This window comes from Pseudonocardia xishanensis, assembly GCF_039541715.1.
In the GTDB taxonomy this organism is placed as follows: domain Bacteria; phylum Actinomycetota; class Actinomycetes; order Mycobacteriales; family Pseudonocardiaceae; genus Pseudonocardia; species Pseudonocardia xishanensis.
Genome location: NZ_BAABGT010000032.1, coordinates 281,283 through 303,165, shown reverse-complemented (window position 1 = coordinate 303,165; position 21,883 = coordinate 281,283). Strand labels below are relative to the sequence as shown.

The 21,883-nt window shown below is 71.0% G+C and carries 21 protein-coding genes; 19 read left to right on the top strand and 2 right to left on the bottom strand.

Annotation, left to right across the window (positions count from 1 at the left end; all coding sequences use genetic code 11):
* Positions 1-4 precede the first annotated feature (4 nt).
* The 10 genes from ABD993_RS14455 to ABD993_RS14410 all read left to right on the top strand — a co-directional run bounded on the left by ABD993_RS14455 (position 5) and on the right by ABD993_RS14410 (position 9,565).
* Positions 5-1,177: an MCE family protein gene (locus ABD993_RS14455; RefSeq protein WP_345417364.1), complete on the top strand. Its 1,173-nt coding sequence runs from the start codon at positions 5-7 to the stop codon at positions 1,175-1,177.
* A complete protein-coding gene (locus ABD993_RS14450; protein ID WP_345417362.1) occupies positions 1,174-2,193 on the top strand; it encodes an MCE family protein in 1,020 nt (339 codons plus the stop codon). The genes ABD993_RS14455 and ABD993_RS14450 overlap by 4 nt, the downstream gene beginning before the upstream one ends.
* Entirely contained in the window at positions 2,181-3,233 is a 1,053-nt protein-coding gene (locus ABD993_RS14445) for an MCE family protein (protein WP_345417359.1), read from the top strand. The genes ABD993_RS14450 and ABD993_RS14445 overlap by 13 nt, the downstream gene beginning before the upstream one ends.
* Positions 3,230-4,411, top strand: a complete 1,182-nt coding sequence (locus ABD993_RS14440) for an MCE family protein (RefSeq protein ID WP_345417356.1) — start codon at positions 3,230-3,232, stop codon at positions 4,409-4,411. Before ABD993_RS14445 ends, ABD993_RS14440 begins: the two co-directional genes overlap by 4 nt.
* Positions 4,411-5,700, top strand: coding sequence for an MCE family protein (locus ABD993_RS14435; protein WP_345417353.1), 1,290 nt, complete (start codon positions 4,411-4,413; stop codon positions 5,698-5,700). Before ABD993_RS14440 ends, ABD993_RS14435 begins: the two co-directional genes overlap by 1 nt.
* Positions 5,697-7,157, top strand: coding sequence for an MCE family protein (locus ABD993_RS14430; RefSeq protein ID WP_345417350.1), 1,461 nt, complete (start codon positions 5,697-5,699; stop codon positions 7,155-7,157). Before ABD993_RS14435 ends, ABD993_RS14430 begins: the two co-directional genes overlap by 4 nt.
* Before the next feature lie 23 nt (positions 7,158-7,180).
* Positions 7,181-7,738, top strand: a complete 558-nt coding sequence (locus ABD993_RS14425; protein WP_345417347.1) for a hypothetical protein — start codon at positions 7,181-7,183, stop codon at positions 7,736-7,738.
* Complete coding sequence (locus ABD993_RS14420) at positions 7,735-8,352, top strand: hypothetical protein (protein WP_345417345.1); 618 nt, start codon at positions 7,735-7,737, stop codon at positions 8,350-8,352. Before ABD993_RS14425 ends, ABD993_RS14420 begins: the two co-directional genes overlap by 4 nt.
* A gap of 65 nt (positions 8,353-8,417) precedes the next feature.
* Entirely contained in the window at positions 8,418-8,999 is a 582-nt protein-coding gene (locus ABD993_RS14415) for a hypothetical protein (protein WP_345417342.1), read from the top strand.
* Entirely contained in the window at positions 8,996-9,565 is a 570-nt protein-coding gene (locus ABD993_RS14410; protein ID WP_345417339.1) for a hypothetical protein, read from the top strand. The genes ABD993_RS14415 and ABD993_RS14410 overlap by 4 nt, the downstream gene beginning before the upstream one ends.
* Before the next feature lie 57 nt (positions 9,566-9,622).
* Here the strand turns inward: ABD993_RS14410 and ABD993_RS14405 are convergent, their stop codons facing one another.
* Positions 9,623-10,732 (bottom strand): TetR/AcrR family transcriptional regulator, encoded by a 1,110-nt coding sequence (locus tag ABD993_RS14405; RefSeq protein ID WP_345417336.1) that lies wholly within the window; start codon positions 10,730-10,732, stop codon positions 9,623-9,625.
* Positions 10,733-10,938: 206 nt separating this feature from the next.
* Here ABD993_RS14405 and ABD993_RS14400 point away from each other — a divergent pair, with 206 nt between their 5' ends.
* Complete coding sequence (locus tag ABD993_RS14400) at positions 10,939-12,090, top strand: CaiB/BaiF CoA transferase family protein (RefSeq protein WP_345417333.1); 1,152 nt, start codon at positions 10,939-10,941, stop codon at positions 12,088-12,090.
* A 327-nt stretch (positions 12,091-12,417) separates the two neighbouring features.
* Here ABD993_RS14400 and ABD993_RS14395 read toward each other — a convergent pair whose 3' ends face one another.
* The gene (locus ABD993_RS14395; RefSeq protein ID WP_345417329.1) at positions 12,418-12,885 is read right to left on the bottom strand and encodes a TetR/AcrR family transcriptional regulator; all 468 of its coding nucleotides are present in this window, start codon (positions 12,883-12,885) and stop codon (positions 12,418-12,420) included.
* An 84-nt stretch (positions 12,886-12,969) separates the two neighbouring features.
* Here ABD993_RS14395 and ABD993_RS14390 point away from each other — a divergent pair, with 84 nt between their 5' ends.
* From ABD993_RS14390 to ABD993_RS14355, 8 genes are read left to right on the top strand one after another with little or no spacing between them, the layout of a single operon-like run.
* Positions 12,970-13,740, top strand: coding sequence for an enoyl-CoA hydratase/isomerase family protein (locus ABD993_RS14390; RefSeq protein WP_345417325.1), 771 nt, complete (start codon positions 12,970-12,972; stop codon positions 13,738-13,740).
* A 53-nt stretch (positions 13,741-13,793) separates the two neighbouring features.
* Complete coding sequence (locus tag ABD993_RS14385) at positions 13,794-15,395, top strand: class I adenylate-forming enzyme family protein (RefSeq protein ID WP_345417322.1); 1,602 nt, start codon at positions 13,794-13,796, stop codon at positions 15,393-15,395.
* 12 nt (positions 15,396-15,407) lie between these two features.
* Positions 15,408-16,631 carry a cytochrome P450 gene (locus ABD993_RS14380; RefSeq protein ID WP_345417319.1) on the top strand — a complete coding sequence of 408 codons (1,224 nt, stop codon included), beginning with the start codon at positions 15,408-15,410 and terminating at the stop codon, positions 16,629-16,631.
* A complete protein-coding gene (locus ABD993_RS14375) occupies positions 16,628-17,440 on the top strand; it encodes an enoyl-CoA hydratase/isomerase family protein (RefSeq protein WP_345417316.1) in 813 nt (270 codons plus the stop codon). The genes ABD993_RS14380 and ABD993_RS14375 overlap by 4 nt, the downstream gene beginning before the upstream one ends.
* Positions 17,437-18,399, top strand: a complete 963-nt coding sequence (locus ABD993_RS14370; protein ID WP_345417313.1) for a hydroxymethylglutaryl-CoA lyase — start codon at positions 17,437-17,439, stop codon at positions 18,397-18,399. The genes ABD993_RS14375 and ABD993_RS14370 overlap by 4 nt, the downstream gene beginning before the upstream one ends.
* The gene (locus ABD993_RS14365) at positions 18,396-19,577 is read left to right on the top strand and encodes an acyl-CoA dehydrogenase family protein (protein ID WP_345417309.1); all 1,182 of its coding nucleotides are present in this window, start codon (positions 18,396-18,398) and stop codon (positions 19,575-19,577) included. Before ABD993_RS14370 ends, ABD993_RS14365 begins: the two co-directional genes overlap by 4 nt.
* A 10-nt stretch (positions 19,578-19,587) precedes the next feature.
* Positions 19,588-20,748 (top strand): acyl-CoA dehydrogenase family protein, encoded by a 1,161-nt coding sequence (locus ABD993_RS14360; RefSeq protein ID WP_345417306.1) that lies wholly within the window; start codon positions 19,588-19,590, stop codon positions 20,746-20,748.
* Positions 20,749-20,757: 9 nt separating this feature from the next.
* Positions 20,758-21,873 carry an NDMA-dependent alcohol dehydrogenase gene (locus ABD993_RS14355; RefSeq protein WP_345417303.1) on the top strand — a complete coding sequence of 372 codons (1,116 nt, stop codon included), beginning with the start codon at positions 20,758-20,760 and terminating at the stop codon, positions 21,871-21,873.
* Positions 21,874-21,883: the final 10 nt, after the last annotated feature.

Below are 21,883 nucleotides of genomic sequence, written 5' to 3'. Positions count from 1 at the left end.
CGGGATGACCTGGAACAAGGTGCGCCTCGAGGCGCTCGGGCTGATCGGCATCGTCGTCGCCCTGCTCGCCGTGGCGGCCGTGCTCGCCGCCTACCTCAACGTGTTCAGCCCCGGCGTCCCCGTGACCGTCCGGGCCGACCGGGCCGGGCTGCTGCTCGGCGAGGGTTCGGACGTGTCGCTGCGCAGCGTCCAGATCGGCAAGGTCGACAAGGTCTCCCCGGACGGCGCGGACGGGGCGCTGATCGACGTCCGGATCGACTCGGACCAGATGGAGCGGCTCCCCGCGAACGTGGCCGCCCAGCTCGTCGCGCCCACGGTCTTCGGGCCCAAGTACGTCGACCTGTTGATCCCTGAGCAGCCCACCGTCCGCAGGCTCGCCGCGGGCGAGACGGTCAACCGGGCACAGACGCAGATCGAGGTCAACACGGTCTTCGACAACCTGATGTCCGTGCTGACGACGGTCCAGCCCGCGAAGGTCAACTCCGCGCTCGGCGCCCTCTCCACGTCGCTGAGCGGTCAGGGCGACCAGATCGGTGACTACCTCGTCCGGTTGAACACGTACCTGGACAGCTTCAACCCCTCGCTGCCGACCCTGAAACGGGACCTGGCGCTCTTCGGGCAGGAGACCGACGTGCTGGCCGGACTCTCGCCGGACCTGGTTCGGCTCCTGAAGACCTTCCCGACCACCGCGGACACGCTCATGGAGAAGAGCGCGGCGTTCGACGCGTTCATGGTCAGCCTCTCGGGCCTGGCGGACAGTGGCAAGGGCTTCCTCGACGACAACGACCAGCCGCTGCGCGAGTCGCTCGACACACTGCGCCCGACCACAGCCCTGGCCGCTCGCTACTCGACGATGTTCCCCTGCCTGTTCGCGAGCTTCAACAACCTGCGCAAGATCACCGAGCCGTCCTTCGGCGGGAACCAGCCGGGCCTGCGGATCTTCACCTCGTTCGGCCCCGGCCAGCGCGGCTACCGCCACCCGGACAACCTGCCGACGCTCGGCGTCGACCAGCCCGGCTGCGCCCCGGACGTCCCCACCGGCACCGAGGCGCCGCGGCACGTCACCTACGACGACGGCTCGCCGACGCTGAACACGCAGGAGGAGCCGACGACGATCGGCAACCCGCCGCTCGCGGTACTGCTGTTCGGCGACGCAGTGCAGGAGGAGGGCCGATGAAGACGTTCGGACCGGTTCTCCGGCTCTCCGTCCTCGCGCTCGTCTCGGTCGTGTTCGCGGCCGCGGTGATCATCACCTACGGACGGGTGCGCTTCCAGGACAGCACGCCGTACACGGCCGAGTTCACCGACGTGTCCGGGCTGCGGCCCGACGACGACGTCCGGGTCGCCGGCGTGACGGTGGGCAAGGTCAGCGACGTCACGGTCTCCGAAGCGGGAATCGCGCAGGTCGCGTTCACCGTGCAGACCCGGACGCCCCTCATGTCCGGCTCGACGGGCACGATCCGCTACAAGAACCTCGTCGGACAGCGCTTCCTGGAGATCGGTGAGGGTGCGGGAGCGCCGACCCCGCTCGAGGCGGGCGGCGTCATCCCGGTGGACCGGACGACGCCCGCGCTGGACCTCGACCAGCTCTACAACGGCTTCGCGCCGCTGTTCGAAGGTCTGCAGCCGGACCAGGTCAACGAGCTGTCCAGCTCGCTGATCTCGGTGATGCAGGGGCAGGGCGGGGCGGTGACCAACCTGCTCACCCAGGTCGGGTCGCTGACCTCCACCCTCGCCGACCGGGACCAGGTCATCGGCGAGCTGATCACCAACCTGAACACGGTGCTCGGCACGGTGAACGGCCGCAGCCAACAGGTCACCGGCCTCGTCGACCAGCTCCAGAAGCTGGTCAGCGGCCTGGCGGCCGACCGGAAGCCGCTGGGTGACGCCATCGAGAAGTTCAGCCGCGTCACCGGCACCGTGGACTCGCTGCTGGCGCAGGCCCGGCCGGACGTGCGGGCCGACGTCGCCGAGATCCGGACCCTGGCGAGCACCGTCAACGCCGACCAGGCGGACATCGACGGTCTGCTGCAGAAGGTCCCCGGCTACTACGTGAACCTCGATCGGGTCGGCTCCTACCAGTCGTCCTTCCAGTTCTACCTGTGCGGTGTGCAGGTCCGCCTCGAGCTGCCGGGCGTCCCCGCCGTCATGTCCGACACCATCGCGAGCCAGGAGGAACGGTGCCAGTTCTGAGGGGCAAACGCGTCTCCGAGATGAACCCGCTCTACGTCGGGATCGTCAGCATCGCGCTGATCGCCGCGGCGATCCTGCTGGCCACCAACTCCGGCGGGATCTACCGGGCGCTCTCCGCCCGCTCGTATACGGCGGTCTTCTCCGAGGCGGGCGGGATGCGTTCCGGCGACGAGGTCCGCATCGGTGGGGTGGCGCTGGGCAAGGTCAGCTCGGTGGAGCTGGACGGCGCGCGGGTGGTCGCGACCTTCACCGTGGAGAACGGCCCCCGGATCGGGCAGGACTCGCGGGCCGCCGTGAAGACGGCGACCCCGCTGGGCACCAAGTTCCTCGACATCGAGCCGATGGGCACGGGCGAGATGGAGGCGGGCAGTGAGTTCCCGATCGAGCGGACGACGTCCGCCTACGACGTCCAGCAGCTGATCGAGCGGCTGACCCGGACCACCGAGGAGGTCGACCTCGACCAGCTCGCGGGCGCCCTCGACACGGTCTCCGACACCTTCCAGGACACCCCCGCTCCGCTCGCCGGGGCCGTCCAGGGCCTCGGCAGGCTGTCGCAGACGATCGCGACCCGCGACGAGTCGCTGCGGGGACTGCTCGCCAACGCGAACGGCGTGACGGGGATCCTGGCCCAGCGGAGCAGCCAGATCACGACGTTGATGAGCGACGGCAACCAGCTGCTCGCCGAGCTCTACCAGCGCCGCGACGACATCCAGTCGCTGCTGGTGAACCTCACGAGCGTGCTCAACCAGCTCAACGGGGTCGTCGACGACAACCGCGAGCAGATCCTGCCCGCTCTCGACGAGCTCAACCGGGCAGTGGGGATCCTCGCGAGCAACCAGCGCAGCCTGGGCGCCACGATCGAGGGTCTGCGTACCTACGTGACGTCGCTCGGTGAGGCCATCGCGTCGGGCCCGTGGTTCTACGCGCTGGTCCCGAACCTCGCCCCGACGAACCTCGCCCAACAGACGCTGCCGTCGCTCCTCGACTCGGCCACCCCGCCGGGTCTGACGGCCCCCGCGGAAGGAGACCAGCCCCGATGAGCGGCACCTCTCGCTCCCTGAAGTGGGCCGCGGTCGCCGTCGCGGTCGTCCTGGTCGCGTCGGTCGCGCTGGTGCTGACCCAAGCCGGCACCAAGACCGTCGTCGCCGACTTCGACCAGACCGTGAGCCTGTATGCGGGGGACGAGGTCAGGGTCCTCGGCGTCCAGGTCGGCACGATCGACGACGTGGAGGCCCTCCCGGACAAGGTCAGAGTGACCATGTCCTACGACTCCGGGATCGACCTGCCCGACACGGCGCAGGCCGCGGTCATCGCCCCCAGCCTCGTCGGGATCCGCTACATCCAGCTGACCCCGGCCTACACCGGCGGCCCGGCGCTGGCCGACGGCGCGGAGATCCCCCTGTCCCGCACCGTCAGCCCCGTCGAGTGGGACCGGATCAAGAACCAGCTCACCGCGGTCGCGGAGGCCCTCGGCCCGCAGCCGGATGGCGAGAACCCACTGACCGGCCCGGTCACCCGGGCGCTGGACACCACCACCGCGAACCTCGACGGCCAGGGTCAGGCGATCAACGACACGCTGACCTCGCTGTCCGGGGCGATCACGACGCTGTCCGACGGCCGTGAGGACCTGTTCGGCACGGTCCGCAACCTGGGCACCTTCGTCACGGCCCTGCGGGACGCCGACGAGCAGGTGGGCCGGTTCAACACCCAGCTCTCCGACGTGTCCCAGGTGCTCGCCGACAACCGGGAGTCACTCGGTGTCACACTCGCCACGATCGACCGGACGGTCCCGATCATCGAGGGCTTCGTGTCCGACGTGCGCGGCCCGCTGCAGGACAACCTCAAGACCCTGGGCGTGGTCGCCAAGGAGGTCTCCGACCACCGGCAGGCGCTGGCCGACATCCTCCAGGTGGCGCCGGGTGCGGTGTCGAACTTCGCCAACATCGTCGACGACCAGTCGGGCGCCGTCACCGGCGCCCTGGGCGTGACGAACCTGCAGGACCCGGCCGCGTTCGTCTGCGACGCGGCGGCGGCGGTGGCGCCCGGGGGACCGGCCGACCCCACGGCGGCGAACGCGTGCCGCAACTCCCTCGGCGGCATGCTCGACGTGTTCCGGATGCCCAACCTGCCCGTGCAGGCCAACCCGCTGCAGCGCGGCGGGGGACCGGCGAACTCGGGCCTTCCCCAGCTGCTCGTCCCGATCCCGGAGGCCAACTGATGAGGCGGGCAACGGTGCACCGTGTGCTGCGGACGACCGCGGCCACCGCGGTCTGCGCGGTGGCGCTCACGGCGTGCGACTTCACCGGGGTGGGGTCGCTCCCGCTCCCGCTGCGCGAGGGCGGCGGCAGCTCGGCCATGCGGGTCACCATCGACATGGCCCAGGTGTCCAACCTCGTGCCCAACGCCGAGGTCAAGGTCAACGACGTGACCGTCGGCTCGGTCGTCAAGACCGATGTGGACGACTGGCACGCGGTGCTGACCGTCGGGCTGAACGAGGGCACGCAGCTGCCCGCCAACGCGATCGCGCGGGTCGCCCAGAAGTCGCTGCTCGGCGCGGAGTACCTCGAGCTCGCGCCGCCGAGCGAGGAGCCCCCCGCCGGGCAGCTGCGGGACGGGGACCGGATCGGGCTGGAGCGGACCAACCGCTACCCCGAGACCGAGGAGGTCCTCGGTGCGCTGTCGGTCGTGCTCAACGGCAGTGGGCTGCAGCAGGTCAAGACCGTGACCACCGAGCTGAACAACGTGCTCGGCGGTCGCGAGCAGGATCTGCGGGCGCTGCTCGACAACCTGCAGGAGCTCGTCGGAGCGCTCGACGACCAGAAGGGCGACATCGTCCGGGCGGTCGACGGGCTGAACACCCTGAGCGCGACGGTGGCGGCCGACAACGAGGCGCTCGCCTCGGCGATCGACCGCGTGCCCCCCGCGCTCGAGGCGCTGAACGACGACCGCGCCCAGCTGATCGACACCCTGCGGAACTTCGGGGACTTCTCGACCAGGACCTCGGACACGGTGGACGCGATCCGCGGTGACCTGCTGGGGAACCTGGCCGACCTGCGGCCCGCGCTGGAGAAGCTCAACGAGTCCGGTGCCGACGTCACCGAGTCGCTGCCCGAGATCCTGACCTTCCCGTTCCCGGCTACCACGGCATTCCCATCGATGTTCCGGGGCGACTACGGCAACCTCTTCGTCGTCGTCGACATCACGCCCCAGGTCCTGGCCGAGAACCTGCTGGGAGGGTTCTCGCTCGGCGCGGGAGGCGGGCCGCAGGTGCTCAACGCGCCGCCGTTGGGTGCCGGTCAGGTCCTGCCCGACCCGCTCAACGTCTTCGGCAACGGCACGAACGGGACGGACCGACCGCTCGCGCCGCTCGTCGACGTGATCCCGAAGCCGGCGCCCGCGAATCCAGGGCCGCCGGTCACCGACCCGCGGACCGGGGCACAGCCCGGTGAACCCGCCAAGGAACCGGGTGGGCTGCTCGGCCCGATCCTCGGGGGAGGAAACCGATGATCAGCAGGCTGACTCGCTTCCAGCTGGTGGCGTTCGTCGTGATCGCCGCGGTCATGGTCACCTACGGGGCCATCGCCTACCTCAACGTGCCACGGCTCCTGGGAATCGGCAGGCACGCCGTGTCCGTCGAGCTGCCCGACGGCGCCGGGCTGTACCCCAACGGAATCGTCACTCTGCGGGGCGTCACCATCGGGCAGGTGGACGACGTCGCCCTGACCGACACCGGAGCCGTCGCGCACATCCAGATCAGCGACGACTACGACATCCCGGAGGACAGCCTCGTCGAGGTCCGCAGCACGTCCGCGGTCGGTGAGCAGTACATCAACTTCGAGCCGCGCAAGCAGGCCGGTCCGTTCGTCGCCGACGACACGGTGATCCCGGCGGCGGCGGTCACCCTGCCCGATCCCATCGGCGGCGTCCTCGCGAAGGTCGACAACCTCGTGCAGAGCGTCCCCGCCGACAAGCTCAACACCACCGTCGACGAGCTCTACGCCGCGCTGAACGGTGCGGGCCCGGACATCCGCAGGCTGATCGACTCCGCCGGGGGCCTCACCGAGTCCGCCGAGCAGGCACTGCCGGAGACCCTCGGCCTGATCGACGACGCCGAGGGCGTGCTGGAGACCCAGACCCGGACCGGCGACGACCTCCAGTCGGCCGTGCGGAACCTGGCGGACTTCACCACGCAGCTCCAGGAGAGCGACCCGGCGCTTCGGGGCACCCTCGACAAGGCGCCGCCGTTCCTCGATGAGGTCAGTGGCCTGTTCGACGACCTGCGGCCGACGCTGCCGGGCCTGCTCACCGACCTGACGTCCGTGGGCCAGGTCACGAGGGTCTACATCCCGCACCTCGCACAGACCCTGACGATCCTGCCGAGCACGATCAACAACCCGGCGGGCGCCGTCGCGTCCAGCCGGGTCCCGGGCACCACCCGGATCGACTTCGACCTGGTCGTCAACGACCCGCCGTCCTGCACGACGGGCTTCATCCAGGAGCGCCGCGCGCCGACGGACTACAGCTACGCCCCGCCCGGCAAGGACGTCTACTGCAAGGTCGCCCAGGACAACCCCCAGGCGGTCCGCGGTGCGCGCAACGCGCCGTGCCCCGAGGGCTCGCCGGACGCCGCGCGGGCAGCCAACGCCCGCGACTGCGGGTGGGACTTCCAGAGCAAGGAGGAGGACGACGCCGCGGCCGCCGAGGCAATCGAGTTCCAGAAGCAGATCTACGCGACCAACCCGAGGTCGGTGGTCGAGTCCGGCCGCGTGCCCCCCGGCAGGACCAATACCGACCCGGAGACCGCAGGACGCCCGCAGGCGCTGTCCCAGGCCCCGTACGACCTGGCCACCGGCGTGTTCCTGGCCCCAGGCGCGGGCGGGCCGATGATCTTCGGTGACGCACTGCCCGCCGGGCCCAAGGACTGGCAGGGGATCTTCCTCGACCCACTGGGGGTGACGACGTGATGACCATGATCGAAGGAGGATCGATGATCGAGGTCGACGAGCGGCCGTCCGACACCGGGGAGGCCGCGGCCCCCCGAGAGGACACCACTCCCCGATGGCGGCGCCGGCCCCCGCTGCTCCCCACGCTGGTCGCGGTGGTGGCCGTGCTGGCCGTGCTGACCGGCGTCCTCGCCGTCGCCGCGGCGTCGGCGGACCGCCGCGCGGACGACGAGGCGCAGGTGCTGGCGATGGCGCGACAGACCGCGCTGAACCTCACGAGCACCGACCCCGCCAACGCCAACGCCGGCTTCGCACACCTGCAGGAGGCCGCGACCGGCCGGTTCGCCGCGGACCTCTCGGCGCAGGCCGAGTCGTTCGTACGGGTCATCCAGAGCGCGGGGGTGAACTCCACCGGCACGGTCTCCGAGGCGGGCATTCAGCGCCTCGACGGTGACCACGCCGAGGTCGTGGTCGTGGTCGACGCGACGGTCAAGAACATCCGAACCCCCGACGGCGAGCCGCGCCAGTGGCGCATGCACATGGACCTGCAGCGGCAGTCGGATGCCCAGTGGCTGGTCTCCGGATTGGACTTCGTGGCATGAGCACCCCGATCGACGAACGACTCGACGGCCAGACCCGTGAGCTCCCCGCCGTCGCCGAGGAGCAGGAGGTGGGTCCTGACCGCGGTCGGCGCGCGTCCCGGCTGCCGCGGATTCCCCTCCCGCACCCGACGGGGCGGGCGCGCAGGACCGTGACCATCGCGCTGACGGCCGTCGCGGTCGTCCTGGCCGGGGTGTCCGGATGGCTCGGCTGGTCGGTCGTCTCGGCGCAGTCCGACGCGACGGCGAAGACGGAGGCCGTCGCCGCGGCATCCGACGCCGTGCCGCGGCTGCTGTCCTACGACCAGAACACGCTCGGGCAGATCCCGGCCCTGACCGACCAGCTGACCACCGGCCAGTTCCGGGACGTCTTCCACGCCACGTTCGACCAGCTCATCCAGCCCAACGCGGTGGCGCAGCAGGCGTCGAGCACCGCGACGGTCGCCTCCGCCTCGTGGCTCACCGTGAACGGCGACGACGCGACGGTGCTCCTGCTGCTCGACCAGCGCACCACCAGCCAGAAGCTGGTCGGCGAACGCATCGACACCGTCCAGGCGAGGGTGACGATGAGCCGTGTCGACGGGGCGTGGCTCGTGAGCGGATTGGACCAGGTGTGATGACGGCGCGAACGGAGGATCCGGTGGCCGACGAGGCCGCAGAGGCGAGCCCAGAAGAGACCACTGTGGAGAGCTCGACCGCGGACGACGTCGCCGAGGAGCTCGCTCCCGCTCTCGAGGTGTCCGGCACCGAACCGGCTGTGCCTGCCGGGCGGACCCCGGTCGGACGCGGCTGGTGGGCCGGGATGGCGGTCGCCGTGCTGCTGGTGCTGACCGCGATCGCCCTGACGGTCGTCGTGGCCGTGCAGAACGGCCTGGTCGCGGGGCGCGACACCGACCGCGCCGCCGTGTCCGACGTGGCGCGCCAGGCTGTGCAGAACCTGGTCACGATCGACGGACAGAACTCGCAGGGCAACATCGACGCCCTGCTCGGACTGTCCACCGGCGAGTTCCGTGACCAGCTCACAAAGGTCTCGGGGGCCTTCCGCGCGATCCTGCAACAGGGCGCGGTCAAGTCGGCGGGGACGATCGGCTCCGCGGGCGTCGAGACCCTCGACGGGGACCGGGCCACCGTGCTGGTCACGGCCAACACGGTCGTGAGCAACACCGAGATCCCCCATGGTGCCCAGCGCAACTACCGGATGGTGGTCGAGCTGCAGCGACAGGACGGGCAGTGGATGGCCTCGTCGGTGGAGGTCGCGCCGTGAGCCTCATGACGAAAGTGGGCGGTGCCGCGACCGCGGTGCGCCCCCGCATGCCCGCCCCGGTGGTGGCGAAGGTCGAGCGGATGCCGGGCCGCAGCAGGAGACTGTTGCTGGTCATCGCCGCGCTGGTGGCCGCGCTGGCCGTGATCGCCGCTGTGACGTTCGCGGCGTTGACCGCCTACCGGTCGCACATCACGGACACGGCGCGGACCGAGGCGACCGAGGCGGCGAGAACTTCCGTCGCGCAGGTCCTGAGCTACTCGCCGCAGACCGTCGACGCCGACATGGCCCGGGCCCGGGAGAACGTGACCGGCGACTTCGCCACCGAGTTCAACGGGCTGCTCGGCAGTCTCGTGCAGCCCGCGGTGACCCAGGGGCTCACCACGACCACCACGGCGACCCGGGCGGGTGTCGTGGAGGCATCCCCCTCGCAGGTGCAGGTCCTGCTCTACCTGGAGCAGCGGACCACCCGTCCCGACACCCAGCCCACCGCGAACGCGAGCAAAGCGCTGGTCACGATGACCGACGTCGACGGCCGCTGGCTGATCTCGGACCTGCGAACCGCCTAGCAAGCCGAGGCATTCGGCGGCCTGGTCGATCGCCTCGACGGGCCGCCGAATACAGCGTCACCCCTTCAGGATGGACAGAGCGACCGCGAGGATCTCCGTGCCGATCCTCGGCCGGTCGGCGAAATGGCCCAGCCGGACCAGGTCGTTGATCGCGACGACGGCCGCCCGGACGCGGACCCTCGCGACGGCCTCGTCGAGGTCCCACGACGTGGCGAGCAGCGCCCGGGTCCAGTCGCGCAGCTCGGTGCGGATCGTCTCCTGGGTCCGGGCGAGCGCGTCCGCCGGAAGGTGCATCGGCTCGGAGACGTAAACGCCCAACATGCTCCTGTTGTCCAGGCAGAACGCGATGTACGCCGCGACGAGACCTTGCAGGTCGGGGGCGCCGCCCGACTCCCGGCGGCGGCTCTGCGCCTCGGCGAGGCTCGTGGAGGCGCGGTCGAAGGCGGTGACCAGGATGTCGGCCTTCGTGGCGAAGTGGTGCAGGATGCTCGGCCCCGCGATGCCGATCGCGGCCCCGATGTCGTCCAGGCTCACCCCGCTGTAGCCGCGGGAGAAGAACAAGGCGATCGCGCTGTCGACGATCTGCTCGCGACGAGCGGACAGCGCCGGGTCCGTCGGCCCGCCTCGCTGTGGCTCGACCGTGTCCGCCCTGGCCGTCGACAGGTCGGCGCGCAGGCAGCGGAGCGCGGCCGCCGCCAGCTCCCGGCGGTACTGCTCGGGCGAGAGGCTGGTGCGCGTGGTGGACGGCAGCGAGAGCACCGCGGTGGCCGCTGTCACCAGCAGCCGAGCGTCGTCGGCCGCCAGCCCGGGATTCTCCCGGCGCAGACGCCGCGAGAACGCGTCGACGACACCGCCGAACTGCTCCTGGATCGGTGTGAGCAGCTCGGGGGAGAGGAACCGCGACTCGCGCTGCAGCAGCACCCACATGTCCGGACGGTGCAGCCCGACCTCGGCGACCGCCGCGACCAGGTCTTCGAGCGACCCTGCCGAGGCACCGGCGACGGCCACCTCGACCTCCTCCAGGCCTCCCGCGATCGCTGCCGCGAGCAGCGCCTCCTTGTTCCGGAAGTGCCGATAGACCGCGGGCCCCGTCACCCCGGCGTCCGCAGCCACGTCGCCCAGCGACACGCGGTGGTATCCGAGCTGATGGAATCGGTGAGCCGCCATTCGGGCCAGCTGATCGCGACGCTCATCGGCATTCAGCCGCGCCGTTCTCGGCAGCGGTCCCCGTGGTGCCGCCATGTCGCTCCCTCCCGAACCGTCCCGCACATCCTGCCCCGTTGTGTGGCGCAGGGTCGATCGGGACACGGAATGCACTGTTAATGTCGACTAGGTTATGCCGTGGACGGACGTGTGGGGCGAAGGGTGAGCGCATGAGCAAGGTGGGATCCGGGCCGCTCGAGGGGCTGCGTGTCCTCGAGATCGGCGGGATGGGGCCGGGGCCCTTCGCCGGCATGACCCTCGCCGACATGGGCGCCGAGGTCGTGCGCATCGAGCGACCGGGTGGCCCCGGCATCTTCCCGGGGCCGCCGACCGCGGACATCGTGAACCGCGGCAAGCGCTCGGTCGTGCTGGACCTCAAGAAGCCCGGTGCCGTCGACGCGCTGCTGTCCCTGACCGAGCGGGCCGACGCGCTCATCGAGGGGTACCGCCCCGGCGTGGCCGAGCGGCTGGGCATCGGTCCGGCTGTCTGCTGGGAGCGCAACCCGAAGCTCGTCTACGGCCGGATGACGGGTTGGGGACAGACCGGCCCGCTCGCGCAGACCGCGGGCCACGACATCAGCTACATCGCCATCACAGGCGCCCTGCACGCGATCGGCGACGCGGGCGGCCCGCCGCAGGTTCCGGTCAACCTGCTCGGCGACTACGGCGGCGGCGGGATGTACCTGGTCGCGGGCCTGCTCGCCGCGCTCCGCGAGGCGGATCGCACCGGCCGGGGGCAGGTGGTCGACGCCGCGATCGTCGACGGCACCGCCCATCTCCTCACCGGCACCCACGCGCTGGTCAACGCCGGAACCTGGGTCGATGAGCGCGGCAGCAACCTGCTCGACGGCGGGGCACCGTTCTACGCCGTCTACGAGACCTCCGACGGCAGGTACATGGCAGCGGGGGCGCTGGAGCCGAAGTTCTACGCAGCCCTGCTCGCGGGCCTCGGGCTCACCGACGAGCAGCTCGCCGACCAGCACGACCAGGAGGGCTGGCCGGGCCTGCGGAAGCGGATCGCCGCGGCGTTCGCCTCGCGTACACAGCAGGAGTGGATCGAGGTGTTCGGTACCTCTGACGCCTGCGTCGCGCCCGTGATCGGGATGGCCGAGGCCGCAGACCACCCGCACGTCGCGGCCCGCGGTGCGGTCGTCCGCCGCGGAGATCGGATCGAACCCGGTGTCGCGCCGCGGTTCTCGCACCACCCCGACGTGAGACCGGCCGCCCCCGTGCCGTTCGGTCGGGACACGGTCGCCGTCCTGGGGGAGTGGGGCGTCGACCCGGCACCGCTGCTCGAGTCGGGTGCCGCGGCCGAGAGCTGACGGCGGCCGGTGGGCGGCGCGGTCGGCCGCCCCGGCCGGCGCCATGGGGTGTGGAGCGCGGCGAGCGCCACCGCGTGGACGTCCTGGGCAGCGGCCGGGCGCGCGGCGGGCGAACAGCCCTGGCGGTCTCGACGACCTGTTCGCGCCGGGACGACGGCGGCTCGGTCCGCGCGTGGGCCGTCTCCTCCGCGGCGGGCACGTGGGGACTCCCGCCGAGGGTCGTGCGCAGGCACGTCAGCGCCGCGTCGGTGAGCACCCGGCGGAACTCGGGCGAGGTCAGGCTGGTGTGGGTGGTCGACGGCAGGGAGAGCACCGCGGTCGCTGCGGTCACGAGCAACCGCGCGTCCTCGGGCGTGACGTGGGGCGCTCGCGCCGCAGCCGACGGGAGAAGCCGTCGACGACCCGGCCGAACTGGTCCTGGACCGGGCCGCGGAGCTCGGGGGAGAGGAAGCGCGACTCACGCTGGAGCAGCACCCACATGTCCGGTCTTCGCAGCCCGACCGCGGCGACCGCGCGGACGAGCGGGTCCAGCCCCGCGCCGGGCGCCGTGATGACGGCCAGCTCGACCTCGTCGAGCCCACTGGAGATCGCTGCGGCGAGCAGAGCCTCCTTGTTGAAAAAGTGGCGGTACACGGCGGGACCGGTGACGCCGGCCTCGGTGGCGACGTCCGCCAACGAGACCCGGTGGTATCCGAGCCGGTGGAACCGTCGTGCCGCGACGTGCGCGAGCTGCCCTCGTCGCTCCGCCGCGCTGAGTCGTGCGGCAGGTCGCGGTGAGCCGTGTGATGCTGCCACGCCCGCCCGGGTTGCCTAGTTAATGTTAACTCGGGTAGCGTGCGCAGGGCGCCGCCAGTCGCCGCGTCACGAAGGAGAGACCGGATGAGGTTCGAGGACTATGCGGACACGTTCAAGGTGTTCCGGCTGTCCCGTGACGGCGGCGTGCTCACCGTCCGCATGCACTACCGCGACGAGGCCATGGTCTGGACCGCTCTCGCGCACAAGGAGATGCCGCGCCTGCTCGACGCGGTGCGGTCGGACCCGGAGAACCGGGTCGTCGTCCTCGCGGGAACCGGGGAGGCGTTCATTCGCACCCCCGAGGGCTACGGAGACGTCTATCGCAGCGGCAAGGTCAAGCCCTCGGACTGGGAGCGGGGCCTCGGCGAGGCGCGTCGGATGCTGTTCGGCTTCCTCGACCTCGAGATCCCGGTCGTCGCCGCGGTGAACGGCCCGGTCACCGGGCACGCCGAGCTCGTGCTGCTGTGCGACGCGGTGGTGTGCACCGAGGACTCCTACTTCCAGGACCTCGCGCACCTGCCCGGCGGGCTGGTGCCCGGCGACGGGGTGCAGGTGCTCTGGCCGATGGTGCTCGGGCCGGTGCGAGGCAAGCACTTCCTGCTGACCGCGCAGAAGATCGGCGCGGCGGAGGCTCTGTCGCTCGGGGTGGTGGGCGAGGTACTGCCCGCCGCTGCCGACGTGGAGAAGCGGGCGGCGGAGATCGCCCACCAGCTGGCCGGTGTCGACCGGCTGGTGATGACGCACACCCGGCAGCTGTTGCAGCGGCCGATCCGTCGTGCGTTGGAGCAGGACCTGATGACGGGCCTGGGGGTCGAGGCGTACGTGTCGATCTCCCGGTTCCCTGAGTTCGACTGAGAGTACGGCTGACCGGTCGGGGTTGAGCGGAGACGGGACGAGGTGGTCCACACATGAAGATCCAGGACGTCGAGCGCGTCGGTGATCTCGCCGCGGCTGCGGCCGAGGCGTGGGGAGACAAGGAGTTCGCCCGGTTCGGTGAGCTCGCGGTGAGCTTCACCGAGCTGGACCGGTGGTCGGACGCCCTCGCTGAGGACCTCGTCCGCCGCGGCGTGGGTGCGGGCGACCGGGTGATGATGCTGCTGGTGAACCGGCTCGAGGTCTTGCCGGTCGCCGTGGCGGCGTGGAAGATCGGCGCGATCGCGGTGCCCGTCGTCGCCATCTACCGGTCGCACGAGCTGAACGAGATCGTCAAGGACTCGCGCCCGGCGGCGGTGGTCACCGCGCAGTCGCTCGGGCCCCGTGCGCTGGCCGAGGAGCTCGACGGCTGCCTGGCCCGCGCCGGCGTCGAGCCCGCGGCGCGCTACCTGGTCGACGCGACGGAGTCGGTCGAGGGCTGGGGCACCCTGCCCCCGGTGGACACCGTGCCGACCGGGAACGTGGTTCTGCCGGAGCCCTCCGCCCCCCACGAGGAGTGCCTGCGGCTCTACACCTCGGGCTCCACCTCGGCGCCGAAGGGCGTCAGGCTCCACTCGCCGTCGGTGATCTTCGGCGGCAGGCAGTTCAACTATCGGCTTGGGATCGACGAGACGGACACCGGCCTGGCGCTCGCGCCGGTGGCGCACATCGCGGGATTCCTCGCCGCCTGCCTCGTGCCGCTCACGACCGGGGCGGGTGCCGTCATCCTGCCGCGGTGGAACGTCGAGGACGCCGTGCGGGTGATCGACGAGCACAAGGTGACCTGGTCGCTGGGTGCGGCGGTGTTCCTCAAGGACCTGGTCGAGGAGTACGAGCGCCGCAAGGGTGACGGCCTGCACGTGCTGACCTACTACGTCAGCGGGGGTGCCAACACCGCGCCGGACCTCATCGAACGCGCGGACGCCATCGGTATGTGGGCGGCCCGCACCTACGGTATGACCGAGATGTCCGGGGTCGTCACGCTCGCCCCGCGGGAGTCCTCGGTGGATCGCCGCTCGCTCTGGGACGGCAAGCTCGCCGACAACGCCGAGTGCCGGATCCTCGACCCCGACGGCAACCCGCTGCCCGTCGACACCGAGGGGCGGATCACCATCCGCGGCGTCCAGGTGCTGCTCGGCTACACCGACCCCGCGCTCAACGCCGCGCAGATCGATGCCGAGGGCTGGTTCGACACCGGTGACCTGGGCATCGTCACCGCCGACGGCTGGATGCAGATCACCGGGCGCACGAAGGACATCATCAACCGGGGCGGCGAGAAGTTCTCCAGCGCCGACATCGAGCACGTGCTGCACCGGCACGCGGACGTCTCAGCGGCCGCGGTCTTCGGCGTGCCCCACGACCGGCTCGGCGAGAGCGTCTGCGCCTATGTGGTGACCCGCCCGGGCGCCACGCCGCCCACCGGCGAGGCGCTGGCCGAGTTCATGCTCGCCCAGGACATCGCCAAGGCGAAGGTGCCCACCGAGTGGCACTTCGCCGAGGAGATCCCGCGCACCGCCTCGGGCAAGGTGCAGAAGCACCTGCTCCGGGCGGCCCGCGACGGCGAGGCGCCGATCGCGCTCGCGCCGACATCACGCTGAAAGGAGGGCCCGATGGTCGACCGCTTCTACGAACCGAGCACGGTGCAGTGCCCCTACCCGTACTACGAGCAGCTGCGCGCCGAGCAGGGTGTGCACCAGCTCGAGGACGAGGACGTCTTCCTCGTGACCAGGCACGCGGACGCCGACGCAGTGCTCAGCCGGGTGGACGACTTCTCGAACAAGGCCGGTCCCGGTCTGCGGCAGAAGAAGCTGATGGGCGCCGAGGCGGCCCTGCCGGATGCGAAGTACCGCGTCGTCCGCACGCTGCTGACGAACGACCCGCCCTCGCACAGCCGCTTTCGCAAGCTGGTCACGAGGGCGTTCACCGCCCGCCGGGTGAAGGCGCTCGAGCCCGCCATGCGGGGGATCGTCGACGACCTGATCGACGCGTTCCCGGCGAACGGGCGGGTCGACTTCGTCCGTGACTTCGCGAAGCCGTTGCCGCTCATCGTGATCGCGGACTTCCTGGGGGTCCCCCGCAGCGATCTCGACGTCTTCGAGAAGTGGTCCGACGACGCCGCCGAGGTGCTCGGGGGCACGCTGACCCCCGAGCGTTCCCTGGAGTGCCAGCAGTCGCTCCAGGAACTGCTGGGCTACTTCGACCAGAAGATCGCGGAGCGCAAGCTCGACCCCGCGGACGACTTCCTCACCATGCTGGTCGAGGCTGTTGACAAGGACGAGAAGCCCCTGACCGTGCAGGAGATGCTCGCCATCTCCTACGTCACGTTGGTCGCCGGCAACGAGACGACGGTCAACCTGATCTCGGGGATGATGCTGTTGCTCCAGCAGAATCCCGACCAGCTGGCCCGGTTGCGCGCGGACCGCACCAAGATCCCGGTCGCGGTCGAGGAGGCGCTCCGGCTCGAGGCTCCGGTGCAGGGCAGCGTGCGGCTCTGCAAGGCGGACACCGAGATCGCGGGCACCCCCGTGCCGCAGGGGTCGCGGGTGCTCATCGTGGCGGGTGCCGCCAACCGGGACGCCGAGGTCTTCCCCGACCCGGACCGGTTCGACGTCGACCGACCCAACTCGCGTCACCACCTCTCCTTCGGCAAGGGCATCCACCTGTGCCTGGGGGCGGCGCTCTCCCGGCAGGAGGGCACGATCGCGCTCGAGCACCTGCTCGACCGGCTCGACTCGTTCGAGATGCCCGCGGACTTCACGCCCGCGTACAAGGACAACGCGGTGCTCCGGTGCCTGCTCGAGCTGCCCCTGGACGTACGGAAGGCGGGATCGTGACCACCGCCGGGGAGTGGGACGCCGTGGAGCGTTCGGTGCGCTACGACCGCGCCGGTCACGTCGTCACCCTGACCATCGACCGGCCGGAGCGGCGGAACTCGCTCACCTTCGAGACGCTCGCCAGCCTGCGGGACGGCGTGCTGCGCGCGAAGGCGGAGCCGGGCGTCCGGGTACTGGTGCTCACCGGTGCGGGCGACAAGGCGTTCTGTGCGGGGGCCGACCTCGGCGGGGTGCGCGGCGCCGAGCTCGACGCCGAGGAGTCGCACGCCGGGCGCGGCCACCTCGCCGACCTCTTCCGCACATTGTGGGCCAGCGGTCTCCCGACGATCGCGAAGGTCCGCGGCTATGCCCTGGCCGGTGGCTTCGGACTCGCGATGGCCTGCGACATCGTGGTGGCGTCGGAGGACGCGACCTTCGGCACGCCCGAGGTCGCCGTCGGGCTCTGGCCGTACATGATCACGGTGCCCCTGCTGCGCTCGATGCCGCCCAAGATCGTCCTGGAGCTGATGATGTCCGGGCGGCGGGTGGACACCGTGGAGGCACAGCGGATCGGGTTCGTCAACGAGGTCGTCCCCGCCGACGAGCTGGACCTCGCGGTGGACCGTAGGGCCGAGCAGATCGCCGCCCAGTCGCCGGCCGCGATCCGCCTCGGCCGCAGCACCTTCTACAAGGTCCTCACCTCCCAGCCCGACGAGGCGTTGTCCTTGCTGCAGGCGATGCTCAGCGTCGCCACCGGCACGGACGACGCCGCGGAGGGGACCGCGGCCTTCGCCGAGAAGCGCAAGCCGGTGTGGAAGGACGACCGGTGACCGTCGTTCCCGCGCCCCCCGCGCAGGTCGGGGTCTGCGAGTGCTGGTCGCGCGACGGCCTGCAGTCGTGGACCGGGATCGTGCCCACCGACCGCAAGATCGCCGTGCTGGACGCGGTGATCGACGCGGGAGTGCGGGAACTGGACGTCACCTCGCTGGTGCCGCCCAAGTACGCGCCGCAGTTCGCCGACGCCGAGGACGTCCTGGCCGCGGTCGCGGGCCGAGGTGTCTACTCCCGGGTGCTCGCGCCCAACCTGCGCGGTGTGCAGCGGGCCGTGGAGCTGCACGAGAAGCTGGGCGCGATCAGCGCGGTCGGCTTCCCGATCTCCGCGTCCGAGGCGCACAACCTCGCGAACCTCAAACGGACGCATGCGGAGCACCTGAGCGCGATCGAGGAGATGGTCGCGGCCGCGCACGCCGCAGGCCTGGAGACGGTGTCGGCGGTGGCCACCGCCTACGGCTGCCCGATCACCGGCGAGGTACCCGAGGGGACCGTGTTCGCGATGGCTGCCCGCCTGATCGACATCGGCGTGGACCGGATCATGCTCAGCGACACCACCGGACTCGCGGACCCGGCACGGGCGGCGGCGTACACCGCCCGTGCCGTGCAGTCCCATCCGGAGACCGGTTGGATCGCCCACTTCCACGACACCCGCGGTGCCGGGATGGCGAACACCTGGGCGGCGGTCCTCGCCGGGGCGACCTGTGTGGACGCGAGCCTGGGAGGCATCGGCGGCGAGCCCCCGACCGTCGAGCAGAACCATGCCGGGGAGACCGGCAACGTCAGTACCGAGGACATCGCCGTGCTGATGGAGCGCGCCGGCGTCACGACCGGGATCGACCTGGATCGGCTGGTGGCCGCCGGACGGCTGGCCGAGCAGGTCCAGGGGGCGCCCGGCCGCAGCCAGGTCCAGCGGACCGGCACAGGCCTGGCAGGCCACGAGGGGAGAACGACATGACGGATGCGCACACGGCGCCGTGGGACCTGTCCGAGGACCAGGAGGCCATCAAGAAGGCCGTCGACGACGGGATGAAGAAGTTCCCGCTCGACTACTGGCTCGAGATCGACCGGGTGGGTGAGTTCCCGAACGAGTTCTTCGGGTTCGCCGCCCAGCAGGGCTGGCTGGGCGTCGCCCAGCCGACCGAGTACGGCGGAGCCGGCCTCGGGATCTCCGAGGCGGTGATGATGATGGAGGGCATCGCCCGAGGTGGCGGGCTCAGCGCCGCGAGCACGGTGCACATGAACGTGTTCGGCACGAACGTGGTCACCAAGCACGGCTCGGACGAGATGAAGCAGGCCTACCTGCCCGAGATCATCGCGGGCCGGATGAAGGTGGCCTTCGGCGTCAGCGAGCCGGACTCGGGTCTCGACACGACCAGCCTGCGCACCCGTGCCGTCAAAGACGGCGGGGACTGGGTGGTCAACGGCCGCAAGGTGTGGATCAGCACCGCACAGGTCGCGGACAAGATCCTGCTGCTCACCCGGACCCGCGAGCCGGCCGAGGGCAAGTCCAAGGCCGACGGCCTCACGCTGTTCTTCACCGACCTGGACCGCGACCACATCACGGTCAACGAGATCGAGAAGCTCGGTCGCAAGGCCGTCGACTCCAACGAGCTGTTCATCGACGACCTGCGGGTACCGGACCGTGACATGGTCGGCGAGGAGGGCAGGGGCTTCAAGCTGCTCCTCGACGGGCTCAACCCGGAGCGGCTGCTGGTGGCCTCGGAGGCTATCGGGATCGGCCGGAAGGCACTGGAGATCGCCGTCGAGTACGCCAAGGAGCGGCACGTCTTCGGCAGGCCGATCGGGCAGAACCAGGGCGTGCAGTTCCCGCTCGCCCAGAGCTACGCGAAGCTGGAGTCCGCGTGGCTGACCATCCTGCGGGGTGCCTCGCTCTACGACCGCGGCCTGGACTGCGGCGCGGAGGCGAACAGCGCCAAGTACCTGAGCGGCGAGTACGGCTTCGAGGCCGCGGACCGGGCGATGCAGGTGCTCGGCGGCTACTCCTACGCGAAGGAGTACCACGTCGAGCGGCTGTGGCGAGAGGTCAAGCTGACTCGCATCGCGCCCGTCAGCCCTGAGCTCATCCTCTGTTACCTCGCCGAGCGCAAGCTCGGCCTGCCGAAGTCGTACTAGGAGACCGACCATGGACTTCGAGCTGGACGACACCGACGTCGCGTGGCGGGACTCCGTCCGCGAGTGGGTCGACAAGAAGTACCCGAAGGACAAGGCCCGCGAGCTGGAGGCGAGCGGCGAGCAGTTCCCCCGGCAGCTGTGGGAGGACCTGTCGGAGGCGGGCTTCAACGGCATCGGCATCCCTGAGCAGTACGGCGGCCAGGGCGGCACCGTGTTCACCCAGGCACTGATGGCGCGGGAGCTCACCCGCAACCTCGGCGGACTGATCGCGGTCTGGCTCGCCCCCGCCGTCGGCGGCACGCTCACGCTGCTGGCCGCCGCGAGCGAGGAGCAGAAGAAGGAACTGCTCCCGAAGATGGCCACCGGCGAGATCAAGTTCGCCATCGCCATCACCGAGCCCGGCGGCGGCACGGACCTGTTGGGCGGCATGCGGTCCACCGCGCGGCTCGACGGCGACGAGTGGGTCCTCAACGGCCAGAAGATGTGGTCGACCGGCGCCGGCCACGCCGACCTGCTGATGGTGCTGGCCCGCAACGTCGGCGACGACGGCGAGCCCAAGGGCTACAACCTGATCATGGTGCCCGGGGACACCCCCGGCCTGGACAAGCGGCACATCCCGAAGCTCGGCGTCCGGGCGCTGGCCTCCTACGAGGTCTTCCTGGACGACGTCCGGGTGCCCGTCGAGAACATCGTCGGGGAGCGGGGGAAGGGCTGGAAGGGCATCGCGGCCGGGCTCAACGCCGACAAGGTGCTGCTCGCGTCCTGCTCCACCGGCATCCTCGACGGGGTGCTGGAGGACGCGCGGCGCTACCTGTCCGAGCGCGAGGCCTTCGGCAAGACGATCGACCACTTCCAGGTGCTACAGCACCAGATCGTGGACATCGCCGCCTGGCGGCACACCGCCGAGCTGGTCTCCCTGCACGCGGCGTGGCTGCTCGCCAGGGGTGCGCCGTGCGAGACCGAAGCCACGATGGCGAAGCTGATCTGCTCCGAGTACGCGGTGAAGGCCGCGGACATCGGCCTGCAGATGCTCGGCGGGCTCGGCTACTCGGCCGAGACCGACATGCAGCGCTACTGGCGCGACGCCCGGCTCTGGAAGATCGCGCCGATCACCAGCGAGATGTCCCGCAACTTCATCGCCGGCAAGCTCGGCATGCCGCGCGGGTTCTAGGAGGCACACGTGCAGACCGAAGCAGCGGTGCTCTGGGCACGTGGCGAGGAGTGGAGCGTCGAGTCCGTCGAGCTCGACGACCCGCGGCGCAACGAGGTCCTGGTCCGGATGGAGACCACCGGCCTGTGCCACTCCGACGGCCACCTGACGACCGGGGCGTTGCCCTCGGCGCTCCCGATCATCGGTGGGCACGAGGGCGCGGGCGTCGTCGAGCGGGTGGGGGAGGGCGTGACCCGGGTCGCCCCCGGCGACCACGTCACGTTCTCGTCGGTGCCCTCCTGCGGCCACTGCCCGACGTGCGCCTCCGGGCACCAGATCCAGTGCGACCGACTCGGCGTCATGGGGTCGGGCCGCCAGATCGAGGACCAGACCGCCCGGCACCACGCTCGCGGCGACGACCTGGCGCTGATGTGCCTGCTGGGCACGTTCTCCCGGCACACGGTGATCCACGAGTCGCAGGCGATCCCGATCGACAAGGGCATCCCCTTCGCCCAGGCCGGTCTGGTCAGCTGCGCCGTGATCACCGGCTGGGGCTCGGTCATCCACGCGTCGGGCATCCAGCCCGGCGACGACGTCGTGGTGATCGGCGTCGGCGGCGTCGGCGTGAACGCGGTGCAGGCGGCGAGGTTCGCCGGGGCCCGCACGATCGTCGGGGTGGACCCCGTCGCGGCGAAGCGGGACTTCGCCCTGCACTTCGGGGCCACCCACGTCGCGGACAGCATCGATGCCGCCTACGACCTGGTGAAGGCCGAGACCAAGGGTCGGCTCGCGCAGCGGGTCATCGTCACGATGGACGCCACCCGCGGCGAGGTCATGCAGCCGATCCTGCGGATGACCGGAAAGCTCGGCCGGATCGTGCTGTGCAGCCTCGCCGCCGCGGGCCCGCAGCCGCTCACGCTGAACCTGTTCGACCTGACGATGCGGGAGAAGCAGCTCGTCGGGTCGCTGTCCGGCTCGGCCAACCCCAACGAGGAGGTCCCGCGGCTGCTCGACCTCTACCAGCGGGGCCTGCTCAACCTCGACGACCAGATCTCGCGGTCCTACCGGCTGGACGAGATCAACAAGGGCTACGCGGACATGAAGGACGGCCAGAACCTCCGCGGCGTCCTGACCTGCTCGCACTGACCCACCGACG

Coding starts and splice junctions, on each gene's coding strand:
- ABD993_RS14435 (WP_345417353.1), top strand. CDS start 4,411: ATGAGGCGGGCAACGGTGCACCGTGTGCTGCGGACGACCGCGGCCACC.
- ABD993_RS14405 (WP_345417336.1), bottom strand. CDS start 10,732: ATGGCGGCTCACCGATTCCATCAGCTCGGATACCACCGCGTGTCGCTG.
- ABD993_RS14450 (WP_345417362.1), top strand. CDS start 1,174: ATGAAGACGTTCGGACCGGTTCTCCGGCTCTCCGTCCTCGCGCTCGTC.
- ABD993_RS14380 (WP_345417319.1), top strand. CDS start 15,408: ATGGTCGACCGCTTCTACGAACCGAGCACGGTGCAGTGCCCCTACCCG.
- ABD993_RS14360 (WP_345417306.1), top strand. CDS start 19,588: ATGGACTTCGAGCTGGACGACACCGACGTCGCGTGGCGGGACTCCGTC.
- ABD993_RS14430 (WP_345417350.1), top strand. CDS start 5,697: ATGATCAGCAGGCTGACTCGCTTCCAGCTGGTGGCGTTCGTCGTGATC.
- ABD993_RS14400 (WP_345417333.1), top strand. CDS start 10,939: ATGAGCAAGGTGGGATCCGGGCCGCTCGAGGGGCTGCGTGTCCTCGAG.
- ABD993_RS14390 (WP_345417325.1), top strand. CDS start 12,970: ATGAGGTTCGAGGACTATGCGGACACGTTCAAGGTGTTCCGGCTGTCC.
- ABD993_RS14365 (WP_345417309.1), top strand. CDS start 18,396: ATGACGGATGCGCACACGGCGCCGTGGGACCTGTCCGAGGACCAGGAG.
- ABD993_RS14455 (WP_345417364.1), top strand. CDS start 5: ATGACCTGGAACAAGGTGCGCCTCGAGGCGCTCGGGCTGATCGGCATC.
- ABD993_RS14385 (WP_345417322.1), top strand. CDS start 13,794: ATGAAGATCCAGGACGTCGAGCGCGTCGGTGATCTCGCCGCGGCTGCG.
- ABD993_RS14420 (WP_345417345.1), top strand. CDS start 7,735: ATGAGCACCCCGATCGACGAACGACTCGACGGCCAGACCCGTGAGCTC.
- ABD993_RS14425 (WP_345417347.1), top strand. CDS start 7,181: ATGATCGAGGTCGACGAGCGGCCGTCCGACACCGGGGAGGCCGCGGCC.
- ABD993_RS14440 (WP_345417356.1), top strand. CDS start 3,230: ATGAGCGGCACCTCTCGCTCCCTGAAGTGGGCCGCGGTCGCCGTCGCG.